The 19,450-nt window shown below is 42.9% G+C and carries 15 protein-coding genes; 1 reads left to right on the top strand and 14 read right to left on the bottom strand.

The annotated features are described in order from the left end of the window. Positions 1-33 precede the first annotated feature (33 nt). The 4 genes from ACQG1K_RS22770 to trhI form a co-directional block, all read right to left on the bottom strand. Entirely contained in the window at positions 34-1,020 is a 987-nt protein-coding gene (locus ACQG1K_RS22770; protein WP_022652172.1) for a hypothetical protein, read from the bottom strand. Between the two features lie 60 nt (positions 1,021-1,080). Continuing rightward, complete coding sequence (locus ACQG1K_RS22765) at positions 1,081-1,458, bottom strand: hypothetical protein (RefSeq protein ID WP_022652171.1); 378 nt, start codon at positions 1,456-1,458, stop codon at positions 1,081-1,083. Positions 1,459-1,516: 58 nt separating this feature from the next. Then, a complete protein-coding gene (locus ACQG1K_RS22760; RefSeq protein WP_015063128.1) occupies positions 1,517-2,392 on the bottom strand; it encodes a hypothetical protein in 876 nt (291 codons plus the stop codon). Between the two features lie 373 nt (positions 2,393-2,765). Further along, positions 2,766-4,574 (bottom strand): IncHI-type conjugal transfer helicase TrhI, encoded by a 1,809-nt coding sequence (gene trhI, locus ACQG1K_RS22755; protein ID WP_015063127.1) that lies wholly within the window; start codon positions 4,572-4,574, stop codon positions 2,766-2,768. 182 nt (positions 4,575-4,756) lie between these two features. Here trhI and ACQG1K_RS22750 point away from each other — a divergent pair, with 182 nt between their 5' ends. After that, the gene (locus tag ACQG1K_RS22750; RefSeq protein ID WP_015063126.1) at positions 4,757-5,629 is read left to right on the top strand and encodes a hypothetical protein; all 873 of its coding nucleotides are present in this window, start codon (positions 4,757-4,759) and stop codon (positions 5,627-5,629) included. 28 nt (positions 5,630-5,657) lie between these two features. Here ACQG1K_RS22750 and trhN read toward each other — a convergent pair whose 3' ends face one another. The 10 genes from trhN to ACQG1K_RS22700 form a co-directional block, all read right to left on the bottom strand. Continuing rightward, the gene (gene trhN / locus ACQG1K_RS22745; RefSeq protein WP_015063125.1) at positions 5,658-8,834 is read right to left on the bottom strand and encodes an IncHI-type conjugal transfer protein TrhN; all 3,177 of its coding nucleotides are present in this window, start codon (positions 8,832-8,834) and stop codon (positions 5,658-5,660) included. An 18-nt stretch (positions 8,835-8,852) separates the two neighbouring features. Beyond that, positions 8,853-9,908: an IncHI-type conjugal transfer protein TrhU gene (trhU, locus tag ACQG1K_RS22740; RefSeq protein ID WP_022652170.1), complete on the bottom strand. Its 1,056-nt coding sequence runs from the start codon at positions 9,906-9,908 to the stop codon at positions 8,853-8,855. A gap of 11 nt (positions 9,909-9,919) precedes the next feature. After that, positions 9,920-10,051, bottom strand: coding sequence for a hypothetical protein (locus ACQG1K_RS22735; RefSeq protein ID WP_022652169.1), 132 nt, complete (start codon positions 10,049-10,051; stop codon positions 9,920-9,922). Position 10,052: 1 nt separating this feature from the next. Next, positions 10,053-11,561, bottom strand: coding sequence for an IncHI-type conjugal transfer protein TrhW (gene trhW / locus ACQG1K_RS22730; protein ID WP_015063123.1), 1,509 nt, complete (start codon positions 11,559-11,561; stop codon positions 10,053-10,055). Then, positions 11,548-12,060: an IncHI-type conjugal transfer protein TrhF gene (trhF, locus tag ACQG1K_RS22725; RefSeq protein WP_015063122.1), complete on the bottom strand. Its 513-nt coding sequence runs from the start codon at positions 12,058-12,060 to the stop codon at positions 11,548-11,550. The genes trhW and trhF overlap by 14 nt, the downstream gene beginning before the upstream one ends. Positions 12,061-12,338: 278 nt before the next feature. Continuing rightward, positions 12,339-16,637, bottom strand: coding sequence for an IncHI-type conjugal transfer protein RSP (gene rsp / locus ACQG1K_RS22720; RefSeq protein ID WP_040113304.1), 4,299 nt, complete (start codon positions 16,635-16,637; stop codon positions 12,339-12,341). Between the two features lie 121 nt (positions 16,638-16,758). Further along, the gene (locus ACQG1K_RS22715) at positions 16,759-17,316 is read right to left on the bottom strand and encodes a hypothetical protein (protein ID WP_022652167.1); all 558 of its coding nucleotides are present in this window, start codon (positions 17,314-17,316) and stop codon (positions 16,759-16,761) included. Positions 17,317-17,318: 2 nt separating this feature from the next. Continuing rightward, complete coding sequence (locus ACQG1K_RS22710) at positions 17,319-17,753, bottom strand: hypothetical protein (RefSeq protein WP_022652166.1); 435 nt, start codon at positions 17,751-17,753, stop codon at positions 17,319-17,321. Continuing rightward, positions 17,743-18,195, bottom strand: coding sequence for a hypothetical protein (locus ACQG1K_RS22705; protein WP_015063118.1), 453 nt, complete (start codon positions 18,193-18,195; stop codon positions 17,743-17,745). Before ACQG1K_RS22705 ends, ACQG1K_RS22710 begins: the two co-directional genes overlap by 11 nt. A gap of 564 nt (positions 18,196-18,759) precedes the next feature. Next, on the bottom strand, positions 18,760-19,437 hold the full coding sequence (locus tag ACQG1K_RS22700) for a hypothetical protein (protein WP_015063117.1): 678 nt from the start codon (positions 19,435-19,437) through the stop codon (positions 18,760-18,762). Positions 19,438-19,450 lie beyond the last annotated feature (13 nt).

Below are 19,450 nucleotides of genomic sequence, written 5' to 3'. Positions count from 1 at the left end.
ACCGCCCGCTGGCAGATGTTTGCCAGTGGCATATTAGTTGAAGGTCATCTTACACGCTGTAACCATCTGTTTTCTGATAGCATCAACGTTGTAACCAAGATGAGTCCCTACAATTTCGAATACTTCAGATTCAATCCATTCGAACTGGCGCTCAAATGTAGGGTTTACGATAACCCAACCTGATGTATCCCTTAATGTTAACTTGTTATTTACGACAAGTTTTTCAAACAAATTAATTGTTGATTTAAATGCTTTAGAATAGACATCCATTATATCCCGATCAGTCCATTTTACTGCCAGTTTATTTTCTGCCAATAAATAGTCACGGTCGAAAAAGATATCCCATCCCATATCTTCCTTACAATCATGCAAAATAATCTCTTTATCCTGATGATATTGAGATAATTTAACATTTTCACTTTCAAAACTGTGCGTGTATTCATACAAGCTTTTTTTAAGCTCTGACCTAAACTCAATAGCATCTATACCATGAGTGGCACATGTAAGCTCAAATGACTGCGACATATACCAACGTGTTTCTGCTTCAAGAAGCGGATTCACTTTGATATTTCCGAATTCATCAGTTGTATAGAGTGATTTTGTAAAGACAAGATATTTAACGTTTTCCAACGACTCTTCCATTGCGACGACGTATAACTGATATACATCTTCAGGAGCCCAGTCGATAACCAGACCACCTAATTCTGCATTGTATTCTTCTAAAGTGAAGAGATAATCAGTTTCAGAAGCAAAACTAATTCCATGCAGAATTTGATTGTTGAGTAATTTGGAACAATGACCTAGCAATGCAACATCATCCGACACATGAGGCACCAGTTCCGGGCCAGAATGTTTTTCTTCTGATTGCATGCTTTGCTTTTGGGCTATTGCATTATTTATATATTCAAGCGGAGACTCAACTATGGGTATTATTTCATTTTCCTCTTCTTCAAAATCGAATATAGAGAAAAAATCCATTTGTTTACCAATAAATGATGTCGAGCTAATTTTTTGTTTCATGGGGCCTCCAAAGGGAGATCTCCCATGAAGGGATTTCTCCCCTTTAGGGTGGTTTAAATGTCAGATCTGTCTAAAGCTACTTTGCCCAAAACCCTTGGGGGGTTTAGGTATGTGAGCTAACTTACTTGTTGCAACGACTCTCATGTAGTCAAGAGGGTGCTCTCTCCCTTCCAACGTGACAATATCCACAACAAGATAACCGGAGACCATTAACTCATCACCTTGATTTATACCAGTGAAACAGCCTGAATACATTTCTGGTGACACTTTGATTTGAATAGAAAATTCTCTCTCAGCGATTTCACCATTAATTTCAGTCTTCATTCTGTTTTTGAGCTTTATTAATAACCCAACGTTACCGTCAGTCATTTCTTTCTCCATTGCACTGATAACTATCCCGGACACTTTAACTTCATTAACATATTCAAGATGTGACATTTCTTCTCTCCTCATTTTAATCAAAGAGAAGCCCTGTCAGGGTTCCCCCTTAACAGGATTAAATAAATTTATTTACAATGAACATCAATGACATCATGCCAAGAACAGCAAAACAAAACGTCTGACCAAAAGGTCTTGGTTCTTTAGCTGTTTTAGCGCTATTGACTTGAGTCAAAAGTTCATCAATTGTTAACTGCCGTTTTTCTGCCTTCATTTTGTCATCTAAATATTGCGCTTCTCGTTTTGTGAGAAATTCAATTTTAGATTTGATAGCATGGTCCCAGCCTTTGGAATCGAAAACGCTCAATTCACTAAAGGTATGTAGCATGAGTTCATCAGGAAAACCTAATTCTTTCATTAAGGGACGGACGGCTGCATACAATGCATCTACAGTTTCATAATGTGCCTTTGTCACTTCATTAAAGCGATTACGCAATGCTAATTTATCGCGCTTCACAATAATTTCAGAAACCCAGGCAATCAACTGATCATTTTTTAACTCTCTGGATTTATCGAGTGAATAATCTAGGTCATCCACATCAAGGAATGTGTTCAACCCATACTTTTCAAACTCTTCATTTAAAAACTTATCCAGTTCAGCTAAAGTTTTAAACATGGGAATTGCAGGTGCTTCTTTGAGTAGCTTATAAGCCTTCTCAAAGTCAATTGGATTGACATGAATTTGCTGCATTTCTACATGATAATAAGTTGAAAAAGCTGAAAGCTTTTGGGCCAGCATAGAAACCGATTTTAAAGAGTTCAGTTCAATTATAGTTGGTCCGTCTTCATTCAAAATAACAATAAGGTCATTATCATGCCCTGAGTAAATAATCAGAGATTCCAATAACTTCTTGTTAACTGCCTTGTCCATATCCGGAATCAGATCGGCGAAGGCCAGAAGAAGGGCTTTACTGCGTGCTTTGCTTTTAGACATTTGGGGTCACCTATATATAGTAAGAAGGAAGGAATAATGGAATATTCCAACACAAAGGCAAAGCCTGTCATTCATCTCCCGTAAGCTATGAACCGCCTGATTTATACTTTCTGGCATTAGAAGTACGCAACGAAAATAGCTCAATCAAGAGCTAAATTAGTTACGATTTGGTAAATTCGGTTTGCCTTTTTACGGGCATAGGAAAGGCACCAGCGACAAAGGTGACATTTTGCCGGTGGTGCCTTGCAGCTTAAGTAAGCTGGCCGCTTTTCACGGCTGAATCCGCGCTTAATGCGCAAAGTAACTTTTGTCAGTTACTTGAAATGTGGGAGCGATAATACAAAGCTCAATATTCTTATACAACATAGAGTCATTATTGTAAATACTGATTGGAAAATTCTTCTGTTAAATTTGATTCTATTCTCATATTCGCTGCCTCTTTCAATTTTTCTTCGGCGCATTCGCTTAAAAAGAAGGACGGATCACCGTACCACATTACATGCAGCTGTTGTTCTGCTCGTGTAAATCCTACAAATAGAAGTCTTCTCTCTTCTTCAATCGCTTCCTGCCCCACTGATCTCTTGCTTGGGATCTGGTCAGCATTGCAACTCATAATAATGACTTTTTTCCATTCTAGCCCCTTCGAACCATGCAATGTCGATAAAACTACTTTATCCGGCGTATATTCCTCATCCTTCTTTTTAGGCCCCAAACACATCGCCGCAGCTCGATTTATCATGTTTTGCCAGCCATTTTTCTCAGCCCATTGCTTACAGGTATCTAACGCAATTCGTGTCAGTGAAGGTGAACCTTTCTGAGTCCTCATTTTTATTGATGACAATTCCATCCATTTAATCAGATTTGCGAAGCGCTTTTCGATTTCAACTTTATCCCGAGTCTCCTGTGTAAACCGGGTGAAGTTTGAGTGAAGTGTTCTTGTTTCCAGGGAACTTGCATCTGGGATGCTCAGTTCACCAAAAGTTACTTTTCTCCCTTTCATGCTAAATGCTGTTTGATCCAAAACTTCTTCATTTTCACCGAAAAGCGCCAGCACCCTCTTCATTAATCGAACATCGTTGGACTGCCGAAAGAAAGCCATCAGATGCAGTACGTCGCTCGTCTCTTTCTCATCCCAAAAGGACTTGCCTCCATAACGAAGAACCGGCTGCTCTATGAGGCTTTCAAGCTGATCAAGATGTGCATTACCTCTGCTAAGGATTGCCCAGCCATTTGGGTCTTGGTTAATTAGATTGAGGATGCCTTGAATCTGTTCATCCATATCAACATATGAGCGGAAATTAACTTTTCCACCACCACTTTTAGCTGAACGCAGATCCTTAACGTATCTGTAAACATTTTTTTCAATCAATGCCCCTGCAACCTTAAGAATTTCTGGTTCACACCTGAAACAGGTATTTAGATAAAATATGTTTGGCCTGAATTGTTTTTCAAATTGCTGGAATATTTTTACCCCGCCGGAGGCCCTGAAAGAATAGATTGCCTGATCATCATCCCCTACGATGCTCGTGTTAACACCACCCCTTGTATGTAGTGCGATCCAGGCATACTGAATCGAGTCGGTGTCTTGCACCTCATCTACAACTAAATGCGTCAAATTTAGTGGCTGCATTTTTCCTGAGTGCATCTGGCCCACGACAAAACGTGAGAGTGCATTTAAGTCAGCTACGTGGTCTTTCTGACATATTGCCTGGTATGTGTTGAACAAGTGGATTTGTTGACGCGTATGGCGAACTGAAATGATGTCTGTATCCATTTCCCTTCCAATCGCATCAATAGCAAATTCAGCTTCCGGGTAACGGAAAGGCGCGCCTGACTCCTTTAACGCACGATGAATTACAGAACGCTGTGCCGAGCTAATCAGCATCTTGCCCTTCCAGTTGACCATGTCCAGTTGCATCCGGATAAAGCCGTGGAAAGTATTTACCAGCACCCTATCCTGGTCTTTTTTACTTAACCGACTTTTCAGCTTTTCAGCCAATGAATTTGTTGCAGCGCGAGTAAATGTGACCATTCCAACCTTGGCATATGGGAACTGCCTGAGGATTGAGATCACAGCCTCGATCATCGTAAATGACTTCCCAGACCCTGGTGCTGCAATAACCATATTATTTGCGTTTGCATTTTCAATGATGACCCTTTGCTCATCTGTTGGTTTACCCATAAAAGCCTCTGAATATTTAGTCCCACTGATTATACGATTTAATTTAGAGGGATTTTTCTTTACAAGGCTGGTTTTTGTTCGCTTCACATTTTTTCATTTTTTCTGCATTTTGGTTGTTTGAGAAACTGACGAGTATGAAATAATGCTTCTAGACAAAAAAATCATTCAAAGAAGGGTCTCAAATGAAAACTAAACGTTTTGTATCTCTGGTTTCTGCTTTTGTTGCCAGTGCATCGCTGGTTGGTTGTGCCCGGGATGCTGGTAAAACCCCGAATTCTGCACAGCACAGCGACACTCATGGGCTCTACTGGCATGCTAATTCTAAAGACTCGGTAGCCAAAAATGCTTACTCTTTGGCCGGTTTTGACGTTACTTTTAATGAAGAAACAGTCCAGCCGGGTGGCGATGCAGATAACTTGCTTTCCAAACTGCTAATTAGTGGCTCTATGGGCTATGTTACAGGAGGGCTCAGTGGATTAAGTATTATGAGTTTGGGATCAATGTACAGCTCCTCTGACGCTGAATATATCCAGGTTAACCAATACGTCGTCTTTGTCCCGAACCCTAAAAAACTTCCTTATAACGATGAAAGCTTAGTACGTGCCGGTGCTGCATATGTTTATAATCACACCAAAGAGTCACAGGTGGCACTCGGGTTCAATCCTTCGAAGCAAAGTGCGGCTCTGGCTTCATGCAAGATTGATATGGCAGTGATGAATAAATGGAGTACCTGCGACCTCCCTTCAAAGCCAGCTGCCGACGTAATGCCGACTAAGTCCATGTACAGCTTCCAGGTTATTCGCCCAGCGTCTGGATCTGAAATCCCTCAACTTAATCTACCTGCCGGTGATTATTCAGTAGTTCGTTACGTATTCATTCCATTTAAAGGCAATGAATCTAGTACTAACTTCTCAGGTATTATTTTCCGTTCTGACAGTCCAAAATTCACTACCCCAGGTGGCGTTGCTGCATCTATTAACGGTAAAGATTATTATCTTTTCGCAGGAGAATATGGTCAGAAGGGTTTCCCTGAAAAAACTCTTAAAGCAAAATAAAAATAAAGGGGCTTTACAGCCCCTACATTTAGTATTTTGGTAATTCCTTCCCAGTAATTGGGTCTACATAAGTTGACCCAACTTCACAAATCGCGGGCCGTGGTAGATAGCTACAGTCCACATTCTCCTCTTTAATTGCCTGATTATTTTCCTGTCTAGCTTTTATCATATTATCCTCACCACCCATTGATTCTTTCGTTCTTTGGGATGGAAGTTGGTAATTTTCATTTTTAAATGGCAAATTTTCTGTTATCGATGACTCGGAGAATGTAGCGTACTGATCAGGAACTTCTCCGACCTGGACGGCATCGTTAATCCATTCAGTTAAATCGATCTTATCAAAATCTAATCTCTGTATTTGACTAATTGATAATCCAACGCAACTCGAAGCAACCGGATCTATTCCAAGTTGAGGATACGCCTGCTGCATAATCACGCGAGATAACATTGAATTGTAGCAGCACATGTCTGTTGCTTTTTTAACACACTTCTTTGTAAATCCCATATTGAGATATTTAACACAGCGTTCAGTATCCAGTGTGAAACAGGATTTCTGATTTTTATGAATAGACGCTTCCATTTCTTTTTGATCACAGGCCACAAGCATTTCAAGCAACATTTTTGTTATTTGATATGCGGTATAAATCCAGCCAATGACATTTAATGCAAGCATAAAGTTTTGAATTGCTGCTGAAAAGACTACTTCGCCACCCGTTGTCGCTACATTTTTAAAAACGAAGTCCCTTACTGTATCGGGAAGCAAGTCATATGCTTTTTCCATGGCCATCTTCTTAAGGGTACCAAGCCCGAAAGAGCTCATTGTCTCCTTAGCAAGTTGACCACTTCCACCAGCAGTGGATGAACCTACTGTTCGCCCAAGGTTACCGGCCACATTTTCGTAGACGCTGGTTAGCGAACTGGTGACATTGTTCCACATCTGACCAACAGTTTTACCTGCCGATGCTGTCCATTCACCAACCGAGTTAGCCATTGAAGCCCAGGTTCCACTCTCCCCACCGGTCCAGCTTACCAGCTGAGCATTCACTCGTGTCCAGTTCGTGTTTCGGATCATCGACCCAGCCAGCATAATCGCCTCTAGTGAGCCAGCGGTACCCTGTGGCTGTTCGCAGCAATCTGTTTTGGCCAGCCCGTTCACAAAACCAACGGACCTGCCGCACCATTCTGCTTTCCCCTCAAAGACGGAGCAGGAATTAGGGTCGTTGGGATCTTCGCATTTTGCCTCACCCTGCATGTACTGAACCATGTTTGAGTACGCGGCCACTTTCCCAAAATCATTGTTTTCCTCTTTTGGGCCGGTTTCGCATGTTCCACCAGAACATGGGATCATACCTACACAGGCGTTAGTCTGTGACTCTACCTCTCTGACGACGTCCTTACCTCTGTCACACGTATATTTCTGCTCATACATGTAGCATGTATTTGTGCCTTCATCGAACCAACCTTCTGCACAAGTCTGTGTATCGAGCACACACGCAGCATCATTTTTATATGTGCCGCAAGCGTCAGGCATATTTTTAATGTCGTCGTAGTTGTAGCAGAGGTCTTTTCCTGCGGCGTCTTTCATGATGTTTCCCTTCGCATCATATGAGCACAGCTTTTCCTTCGCCAGGGGATCACAGAAGTAACCTTCAAGGTTTGTTTTCCAGGTTAAGAACCCGGTATCGCCTTTATAAAGCGGTGTGGCCATTTTAAGCACAGTTTCCGGGAGCCGCTTTGTACCGACATCCATGTTCACAAACCGGTCAAACCGACAGAATGAATTCGGCGTTTGTACTGCATCAAAACAACCTGCGGGTTCCTGTATATGTTTATCCTCCAGCTTCATATTTTCAAAAGTCAGCTCAACTTCAAAATAGCCTTCCCCACCGCCACCTACCCAAACGCGTGACGCCATTGTCACTTCACGGTCCACCTCCTGATATACAGAGTTTCTTACCTGGTCGGTAATATCGTAGACTTTGTCAAGCTTCCATGATTTTTTCAGCTCCCATGGCCCTTGTGGTGATGGATAATTGCTACTTCTATATTCTCCATCTATGTGAGCAAAAATCTGCGTTCCATCAAGCGTGACCCTCATATGATCATCCCACTCTGCATTAATTATTTTCGCAGTTGCAAGCTTTGCATCAGGATGAAATTTTAAGGTTAATGAGTTGTCATATACTCCATCGTTCCAATAGTTGTCGTCTCTTCTGCCGAACCAGACCCTCACACAATTATCCCCGCACATAGACATATCACCATTACCACCTGAGATATAAACAGGTACGGAAAAATCACGAGTTATTGTGCAACTATTAAAGTTATCTTTCTTGGGTGAGTTGCAGTAAAACTCTTTATAATCTGGATAGTGTGTAGTAATAGTTTGTTTTTTTGTTTCCGTATTGCAACTCTGTAGCCAGTTGCCTGTACCGGCTACAGCATTACCAATTTCATTTCGGCCAGCATTGAACATAGGGTCGTTAGGTTTAATATTAGATGCTGGGTTGTCTTTATTTGCATTCACCAGTGTACGGTAGGCAACCCCATCGTAACTCTGCGCTTCAAACAGCTGACTTTTTCGATTTTTGATGTCATTGATGAATCCATCCTCATCTCCATACCGGCCACCGGAATTAAACTGAATATCACTGTGCTTCTGCTCTGAGCTGAATAGCTCTCCTGTACTGGTTTTGGTTCCTGCCGTTGTATTCGTGTTGTTACTTATACCAATGTTACCGCTACTGTCTCTGGAAAGTAACTTTGCCCCCTCTTTCGTATAATTAGAGTTGATCGTACCGCCCGTCATGCTCGGTAACTGTACGGTCTTACCGATCGACTTGCCGTCAGATGCAGCATTACTCATAACACTTTCGTTTGAGTTCAGCGCCCCGTACTTCCCAACGTCTAAGTTTATTGAATCTGCTTTACCTACATATTTATCTGATATTTTTCCGCTCAGGTTTTCCCCGGAATCAGCATTCTTGTACTTCTCTACAATATCCTGAGCACTTGTTGTTGCATTTCGATTTGCGTTGGGGTTCGCAAGGTCAAAATTGTTTTCCAACTGATCAAATATCGCATCAGCTGCGTATATTTTTGGTGTCATAACCATGTTAATGAGCGAAACGTAAAATGCCCAACTCATAGTATTTGCGAGCATAGACGCAATAATTGTTGAAGCAATTAATTTCCTAGTTTTCATATTAAAAGCCTCCTGCAATTAAGCGCCGGGATTAAAACGCACGCAACAGTCATTATATCTCCATAGCATATAGACATAATTATCTATGCCTATTTTCTTTCGTCCACCTTTCAGCGTTGACCAATCATGTACGGAGTCACCAAGCCTATGGCAGCAATCAGGCCCTTTAGCTTCTGGCGTTGGGTAAAGCATTGAAAGTCTATATTGTGAACGAGGAGTGAAGTATTCCCATGTTTTCTCACACATTGCATCTGCTCCCATTGTTCTCATTAGCATTCCTTGCCGATGTAACTTAGTTAGTAGTCGTTGTGTAATAAGGGAACTGGTTCTGACGGCATCATCATTCGCATAGACGTGCCCTGTAAGCGGGTACAAGTTACCATCACAACCGGCACAAAAATAGGCAGCCAAATTATCCTTTCCGGCAGTCACTGCCACGCAGTCAGCAGCACATACCATTGAGGCAATAGGGTTTGCAAATACCACAGCTTCGGGGTTCAGCACGAGCGTCAACAGATCACTTTCCCACATTGGATCAACTTCGCTGATATACGTCAGACTGGCATCAATATAAGGTTCTGCTGTACATTCACCGATTATCAGCAATTTCAACATTGTCATGATCGGGAATTCCCAGAGATGTACGTCGTAGAATCCGGCTTCTGTAGCAGTCATAGGCTGGTTAGTATTGCTCTTGCCAATATCGAACTGTGATTTTTGCAACATGGTTCCCTCCAAAAATGGGCTGCACCATGGGCTTTTCACTACTTCTACGATTTTAACTGGCTGGAAAAAACTTAACTGCCATCCGATTTCTGGTATCCCATTTTGGTCTGTGCAATAGCAGCCGGGGCGTGAGGGTGCGGCACCTTCAGGTGCCGCACCAATTCCCATGATCCGCATCGGGAAGATGCAACTCCAGCAGATATTTTTGATTAGTCCCTGCCACACACCAGCTGACTGGCACATTGCTCCCGGGACGCCGGTATCTGCGGCCATGGTCATTGCAGGCAGGGAAAATGACAGCATGACAGCAACCAAAATTTCCAAAAGTAACTTTTTTAGCTTCTTCACCGGCACGCTCACTATTTAGTAATGAATGTTGTCACGCTTTCCATATACGTAACCACTTTGTTGAAATACTCTCTCATCAGGTCCGGGTAATTCAGAGTCAGCCATGTGGCCAGCAGCGCCCCTAAAATAAATCCGATCTTCATATCAGTTCTCCTCTGCCGAGATTTTTTCTCCAACACCACGTATTTCAGCTTCACTGAATTGCGTTATCCGGAATTTATCTTTTTCAGTTGAAATCAACACTGGAGTGTTTTTAATCTGGAAGCGGGAAATAATTTGCTCATTGACTTTGAATACTTTCCCGTTAAATTTCTCGCGCAGATCATTCAGATGGTCCCAACCATTTTCCTGTTTAATTCGCGTAAACATCGGCATAACCTGTCCGCTGCCAAGAAGTTGGCGATATTGCTTCTCAGCCCAATCAAGCTGCCCCGGATTCAATGGGTCAAAAATTATCATGGTGAGGTTCTGCGGGAACCTGCTCAGCGGGTTAATCAGCTCGCCCGCAGAAGCAATGACGCGGCCCTGCTTATCTTTCACGTCCTGAGTGACCCTGATAGTCGGGTCAATTAACCATTCCTTGTGCTCCTGAGCCGGAGGCAGATTAACCATGAATTGGTTCTTCCATGTGTCTGCAACAGCTCGCTTCTTGGCGCCCTCCCAGTCATACTTTTGTGCTCGCTCTTCGAGCTCTTTAATAATGCTTTTCTCTTCGACCGGATAGGTCGTACCAGCATTAGGTAAAATATCCTGATCGGGATTTCTGGCCAGTTCTCGCTGGAAGAAATCAACGTTAAACGAACCGACCATTTTAGCGAATCGGGATTCCTCACGGGAGATAATTGTCGGGACCTGCGTGACCTGGTACTGGTCAAACGCATCAGGGTCAATCGTAATCAGTGGAGAGTCAAACTTCCCCTTCACCACCAACTGATTGATTGCAGCCTGAGTCTCCGGAAGACGCGTCGTGCCTTTCTTCAGACCATTAAAAACCACTCTCGCCTTATTTTGTGACGCGGTACGGAGTAGATCTTCTAGGACGTAATCAGGCAGGCTAAATGACGCAAAGATAGTGATACCGTTTTCTGTCGAAAGCACCTCTTCCCGTCTGCTATCTATTTTTCGTTCGAAGTCAGCGGCGGTGATCCCTGAGGTACCAAACATTTTTTCGATATTCGTCGACTGGCTGCGCATTACTTCTGGTTTATTTTCGACAGACTTCAGTGCTGAGTCGTTCAGCTGAATATTTCCCTGAATTTCATCACGTCTGCGAATAATGTCATTAACTGCTTCAGAATTATTATTCTGAGCGCGTATAGCCTGAGTATGATCGATAACCGCCTGCACACTGTCAGCATTCATACCCGGTACATAGCCCCGATTCGTTGGCTGACTGATGTCCCTGTTTTGCTTCAAAGCTTCAGCCTGGCGGACGTACTTCTGGACATCCGGAGAATCCAGAGAGCCTGACGAGAGCGGGCCTTCTGCTGTTTCCGGCGGCGTTGACTGAGCGCCCAATACTTGAGCTTGCCTAGCAATGTCGTCAGCAACCTGTTGATACTGGGGGCTAGCCGTAGCGGTGGACATCAAGGCGTAAAACGCCAGGCAGGTGGCCAGAGGCTTAATCGTTGTTTTTAATTCAATAGATCGCATATGTTTTCCCAATAACTGAAGTCAACTTAACCGGCCCCCAAAATCGTGAGTCCCATGAGTGATCCGTTTGGCCAATTAAAAAAACTTCTCCTTTCGGAATAGTTAATTCTCTTTCAATAGACTCAGCAGGTATGTTGTATTTCATTGAAATACGTCTGGCATTAGCTTTATAAAACTTGCTCCCGTTATAAACGCCATCCATTGTGACTCTTAGGCGATCTCCGCCTACCCCCGCCACAATTTTAATAACCTTCTCATTTTCACGTATAAATCGGACTGATTTTGGCATATGAAATGCAATGATGTTTCCTGCCTTGACAGATTTATCCTTCAAGTCAATCATGTAAAAATCAGCAGGTAAACAACCATTTAATAGCCCATGTCCAAATGTAAATCGAGTAAAGAAGATGGCCAGTACCAGTATCAGAATTGCCAAATTGATCGGCACGTACCAATCAAAACTCAGTAACCCACGCTTCTTAGGTATGTATTCGCTCATAACCTGCTTCTCTCAGATACCGGAACCAAAGGACTAATTTTTACATTACCTTAATACCTATTATCCATGTTTTGGACCGTCATTATTTCTACAAAGCCAGTTATTTCTGATAATTTACGCCCCTCTTTTTCTTTCATTATTGCCATTGATTGGTGATTCATGAGACTTGTATCACCGTTCATGCAAAGTAACTTTTCCGACGAAATCAATTCAAAAGACCAAAGACAAAAAGCCGGGACATTACTGTCCCGGCTTCTATTTCAGTACATAAATTTGTCTTACTGCGATGTACCAGTTGTTTCTACAGCCTTTGATTTTTCCTCATCTGGGCCATATACGACCGTGCGCTGTGTTGCTGAATCTCCACTATCATCATATGCGACTACACGGATATCTTGCTTCCCACGATTAAGATTTTTCGATAGTGTCGCAGTGCTGCCAAAAACATTCCTTAGTTCATCATTGATATACCATTCATAACGAACCAGTTTGCCATCAGTATCGACACATTTATTTGTGAAACTCCAGCTCATATTGGATTCTGTATGGCTTAGCACACATTGCGGAGCGGCGTTTTTTACAACATCAAAATCTACTGATGCTGTACCACGCTGTCCCATTTTACTGACAACATCCAGCGTGATTTCATATTTTTTCTCAGTAAGACCGGGAATTCCCTGAGCCCAATAGTTTTTACTACCCTGGACAACCTCTCCATTTACTTTATACGTCACCGTATCAATACTGTCAGCAGAGTGCGCCAGTTTAATATTAGATCTTAGTGTGACATCAAGAGGAGCCCTCATGAACTTATTAGAGAATTTTGGGGTCATTTCAACAGTCATCGGAGTTTGCTCATCGACGACGAAGGTATTTTCAATACGCTGTTCGTTATTACGGTTATCGCGGAAAACGATCATCAACGTATATTTACCCGGCTTCGCAATTGCAAACTCTTTCGTATCTCCTTCATCTTTTGAAATGGAGATATTTTCCTTATCGTAGATCCACTCCCGTGAATAAGTTACTCCCGGATAGTCACCGTCTTTTATTCCGGTCAGGGCGACGTGTAAGGTCGACGGGGCCATAGTGTATTTTAGCTTCGTACTGACTTTCATTTCAGGGAACTTATACACCCAGGACTTAATCGATACTTTCCGCGTGGAAATGGTACTTTCCTTGCTGTCAGCGAGCCATGCACTGTATGTAAATGCCGCATAGCCTTGCTTATCCAGCATCTCCTCTGTCAGCGTCATCGACAACTTAGGCCCTCTGATTTTCTGTCCGTCAGGGGCAGTCCATTCTTCAATGACGTCATTTCCGTTCTGGTACCGACTGTTCGGGTTGGAGTATTTACCATCTAAAGTAACTTTACTTCCCACCTCTACCTTTGAAATGCTGCTCACTGAAACGGAAAGGCGCTTGGGTTTAGCGACCGTTAACCGCGCAGACGTCTCTTTCCAGGAGGACTCTTCAGCCAGGTCGTCTGAATCCAGATAGCGCATCCGGGCGTAGATAGTTGGCGGAAGCTTCTCAGCGGCAGTCACGGTATAGGTAGTGTCACCCGCGACCCAATTAATTTTATCTTCCGACCACATTACTTCAGCCGTACCCTGCGGAATCGGCTCATCATTATCCAGCAACGAGACTGGTAAATCATCGCCTTCAAGAATTTCCGCAACATCAATACTTAGCTTAGGCTGTTTGTACGTTACAACTGTCAGCACGTCGCTATAAGACACTTTTGACGTAAACTTGTTGGTCATCTTGGCCCTGTAGAGCCACTTACCGACGTCAGTTTTTCTGATTGAAATACTTCTCTTCCCAGTCATGTCCGAAAGCATCGTCCATGTCTGCCCATTGTCTGACGACTCCTGCCACTCGGTAGGAGCAAGCGCATCAGAGTTAGCTGTGCTGGCCGATTTGAAGTTCACAAGCGTACTGAGCGGGATACGGCCGATAATCAGGCTCTTTGAGAGATTACCCTCCAGCTCTTCACCCTTATACACACGTATGCCGACCGCACTTGTTTCCCGGGTCAATTCAAAATCAGCGAAAGGCGAACGGACTTTAGCTATCCCGACAAGACGCATGTTCCCAAGGTCCATATTCTCGATTTTGATTTTTGTTTCGACTACCCCGGCATCATTCACCGGCAATGCCTCGGTTAATGGGGTACGTTCATACGTCGTTTTAAAACGGCCTGTTTCTGGATCTTTACCATAGATACTTTTCTGAGCGTAAATGGTTACATCCCAGTCACCCATTGTCGTCCGGCTAAATGAGCTTTTGCGAGTTGAATTGTTATAGCGCCCAACTGACACCTTCAACGGTAATTCCATTGTAGTAGCCGTCTTTTTGTCTTCGACTTCCATCGTAGCCCGAATGCTGAAGTCGGGGACCGTATACACGTTAAGTGTATCGGCGGTCCGCATTGTCGGGTCCTTCGAGTACTCTACAGCAATGTCGAATACATTTTTCGTCCACAGTGGGGCTGCGGCTACTTTCAGACGCTGAACGAATGTAGTTGCATCGTTGTTTGATGAACGGTTTTTAAACGTCGTTTTTGTGTTCTCACCCCCGTTTTGCGAAACATAGACTGTCACATCAGCAGGTACCACTTTTGCCAAGAGGCGAGCAGCTTCCCCACCTGTCGTGTACGCTAGTGCAGTGTTAGGGTTGATCCCAGTTACCAACTTATTTTTCTTGTAAGTAAGGATTGGGTTATATGGCAGTTGAGTTGTCAATACGCGGCGGTATTTGGCCGACACAGCTTTAGAGCCTCTACCGTTTATCATATAGACTTGGTAATCGAGCAGGTTTTCGCCAGTTTTATTGAAGAACCCCGTAAGTCCTGGCGTCCTGCCTTTAAAGTAAAATTCAAGCCCGTCCGGTACATTGTTCCACTGAGGGTAACAGGCAGTGATATCAGATTTGCCGCCATACCACTCAAGATAAGCCTGCGCGTTCTCTTCCGTAGTAAAGAGAGTGCATTTATCACCGGCTGTCTGACTCATCAGATCGGTATATTGCCGAACGCGAGAATACAAGGTGACGTCTTTTTCTAAGTTTTTAAGCGCAAACCCTGTCGGTTGATACGTGAAAGTGGTATTGAATGTCACAATCTTGCCATACAGGTTTTCCGCCACGACTGTGATTTCGTGGTCAGCATTCACATCTAGATCATCCCCCACCGGCAGATAATAAATGCCTTTGTAGTTCGTTGGGGTGAGTTCAACAACTTTGTTATCGATAGTAACGGCTTTAATATCCGCAACCCCGGCCTGCCCCTGGAATGCGGCAACAATAATTTCATTTAAGAAATAAACAGGTGCTCGTTTTGCCAGCGCTGCCCCATCCTTAAGTACCATGAGTGTGGGGTTATCAGAAAGCATCAGTTTGCTTTCGGGCTCATTGTACGTAGACGTATTCTTGCTAGTATTCTCTATAGTGAACGTGGCGGCATAAGAGCCATTCGTCAGGTCTGTTAAGTCAAAGATATACAGATACTCATCGCCGACCTTCTGGGGTCCGCTCACGGGCTGGAGGGTACGCCGTATCGGTGTTACCCAGGATTGCTTAAAGTCGATAACCGTACCGTCATCCAAAGTTACTTTTGTTGTCGGCTTGAAAACCCCGTCCGGCACCATCGTCAGCGTCATAGCTGTTGGTAGCCACCACTCGCCTTCAGTCTCTTCCTGGGGCACTTTGACGGCTACAGCTACCGTTTTAGCGCCGGTATAGATTTGCTGACCGCCAATACTGATAGTTTTAGCTTCATCAGTGAAATTCCAGAGAGTATGGTCAACAACAGGAGGACGGTAGTCCCAGGTCAGCGTAAGCTTTTGCGCTTCAGGAGGGGCAAAGTAATTATTTTTCGAATTAGCGGTGACAGTTATTTCCCGTGAACCTATCAATAAATCCGAATCACTTACTTTAATACTTCCTACATCGATCGTGCAACTGGTCCCACCAATAGGGACTTCACAGGCAGAACCCGATCCGATAGAAATATATTGCACAAAATTGCGGGGTTCTACTGAGACGGCAAAACTCCTGATCACTTCATCCTTAATATAAGATTTAAGTGTGTAACCCTCTTGAACCAGCCCATTCATAGACGACTTTAGGCCGGTGATCGTCGGTTTAACCGGTACGAGAGCATTAACTGTATACTCCCCTTTCACTACTTCTACTTTTTGCCTTTCTGTACCGGAAAAATAGGAAATTTTGTAAGGGAGTTTTAGGTCTCCTGAGCTGTTTGGAATCCCGGTTAACGTGAACCCGTTAGCAGTAAATCCAGAGCTATTTGGAAGCCACTCAAAGAAGCAGACAAGATTATCCACCGTTGATGTCGCACGATCATCAACCGTCACATTACATGCGGTTCCAGAGCCTGAGGCAGTAATTATATTATTGTTTACGAATGCAACAAAATCGCCCGGGCCGGGATTAAACGTGACGGCAGGCATATCAGCCTGGAGTTTTCCGGAAATCATAATTGCCTCGGCATGTACCGACTTAATCGAGGCAATTAAAGAAAACAACAGGGTTAAACATAAACCTGATTTTCTCATGACGAACACCTGTTTTTTTTACGCAGAATTAAAATTACTCTACGATAAAAAAATCTGAAATCTTGTTCGTTAAGAGGAAAAAAAAATATTAATTTTTTGCTAAAAATTGAAGATTTTTAACTCACTGACAGCTTTTCGACTCCGAAAGGCGCAGAGCAGTTATTATCGATTCTGAGGATACCCATGGCATCTTAAGCGTCAAGAATCCAAGCAAAAAAAGTCCTGTTGAAACACAATCCATTTGCGTTACGGGAAGATTATAATTTATGGGTTTAAATGAACCCCTTTCGACCGGAACAATGCCTGACGTGACTAACAAGCCCCCACGGTCATTTGGGCCGATAGTGATATTTTTGTAAGCCTGGTGTGTGCGATGCGTGGTTTTTCTCTTTTCAATTTTAAGTGTAGGTTTAATTCTCAGGAAGACAGAAGCCAGCGCCATGGCTTCGTTTTGGGATAGTTTCATGAGAATACTTCCCTCTGAATTCCACCCATATTCTCTATTGTCAGCCGGAGGGGCGAATTGGAGAGTAAGGTAATATTTTTCAGCCTCGCTTATGAAGGCTGAATTATCAGCAGACCGACTTATGTCGACGTTCACTTCAAATGCCATCGCCACTGACTGGCTGAAGACCCTAGCCCGTAGAGCCTTCGTTCCAATAGCTTCCAGTTCTTTCATTGCTATGCTCTCTTCTTAAAGAACCATATACCGGAGATGACTTCATTATCCTGGATGCGTATCAAATCCGAAATAACAAAACCACCTTTTCCTTCCGAAATTATCATGGTGTAAGAGCTCGTATGCACAAGCCGAGCATTTTTGATTGGTAACCCAGCACACTTAACAGAAATTTCATCAGGCGAAACTTTTTCAACAAAAGTAACTTTTGATGCAACACCATTGATATGTATGTTTCCGTTATCTGCAATTTTAACGTTTAACGAAGGTGTGGATTCTTTATCACAGGGTTGGAAAACAGACGTGGCTTTAAGAACTTTGCCAGTAAAATCGTACAAGTCGGGCTCCGCCGGTCTTGCGTTGAAAAGCGAGTAAGCCCCCGCAATTGTTAAACCGAGCACTACAAGAGGTAATAGTTTCTTGTAATTAACTTTCATCCTCCAGTTCCTCTCCAATCAGGTGTAAAGCACTCACGCACATAAGCCTAAGCTGATACAGCAAATTGTCGGCGGTGATACCACCAACAAATGTCACTGTACGGCGTATCGATACACCACCAGGCTCGCATTGAATATGGCCAATACCCGCATCGCGAAGAAAATCATTCTCGGCGCTTACGAGGTCTGCTTCCGCAGGTGGAATGACCACTTCGATGAGTATTGTATCAATTGGAGCCCATTCCCAGTCGTACTTAAGGGAGGAAATTGGAGCGATAGAAACATGAAATTCATCAATATTAAAAATTACAGGTTTTTTGCCCGTTGATTCAGGCTGAATGAAGGGATTCTCGACCAGGACAACTGGGAATTCAGAAATAGACAGAACTTCGATTAACTGATCTCGACGTAAACCATGTATTAGTGAGTTGCGTGATAACATTCAGTCAGCCTTCATTATAATAATCAAACAGTTACACATGATGCCGTTAGTTTCTTTACGCTCATCCAGATTGCACGGCAGAAACTCTTAGGATCATAGGGTGCTAGGGTAACAAAAAAACCTAACTTGACCAGTAAAGCATAGAGATTTTTTACATAAAATAATAAATAAGTACCAATTTTAGTAAGATATTTCTTACTTCAACCAATACTTTAGGACAAATCTGTACCCGTTTTAACACCTGTTCTTAAATCGTGCAAACGAACAACCATAAACAGGAGCTAAACCACCTTTTTTTTAGTAGTATACATAACTAAAATTAGGTTTCATAAAACAAACTGGTTAGACCTGAAACAACCAAAGAGGTTCATAATGAGTTTTTGAGTTGGATCTATAATTCTACGAAATTATTTAACTTGCTATGCAGCATTGAGTGTTCCATTAACTACATGTAACCGGTTCACCATCCAACCTCATCTACTAATAATATACCAACAAAAAAGCCAGCTGGTAAGCTGACTTTTTTGAGAGATTACAAATTTTAATCAATTGATACTTCTATATTTACTTTGCAAGATTTGCGAGGTTTGCATTTGCCCTTTTCTTCTGCTTTGTTGTCACACCCTGCACTTGCGCTTGTTCACTGAGCGCCATGGTTTCGGTTTGAGCTAAGTTAACGTCCGGAGAACCATGATTAGTTTTTAGAACTGAATCATTCTGATTTGCGATCGCAACAGGCGGCAAGGTCTCTACAGTCACAGGCATGGAGTTTTTGGCCAGTTCTGTAGACATTAATTCCAACCGCTGTTCCTTTGCTGTCTCAGGCTTTACTGCATCACTGACATCAGTTTGACAATTAGTTGAAAATACAGCAGCAGGATTCTTGCAATTATTAATCTTTAAAATTAAATCGTTGAATTTCGAATCAAGCATAAGACTTATTTGTTCTTTCAACTGTTCATTACTTAAATCACTCTTTTTAAATTCATCATTAAAAAACCGATTTAGATCAGCAGCCGTTAATCTCTCATTCAGTCCATTAATAAAACTTGATAGCTCGGGGAAGAGGTTATTTAGCACTAACCCCGTAGTGATTGCAGACCTTATTATGGAAAGCTGTTCGCCACGATGTGTTAAGTCACTTTTTTTTAGAAAATTATAGGCATACGGAGATTGCCTTTCCGATAACCAAAACGCGCTAATCTGGATGCGATCGTTTTCCTTCTCAGTTTTTTTTGTCATACCCCCCCCCCTT

Origin of the sequence: Enterobacter cloacae complex sp. 402C9, assembly GCF_050030745.1 — a bacterium.
Classification (GTDB): Bacteria; Pseudomonadota; Gammaproteobacteria; order Enterobacterales; family Enterobacteriaceae; genus Enterobacter; species Enterobacter intestinihominis.
This window is presented reverse-complemented; position numbering and strand designations above follow the sequence as displayed.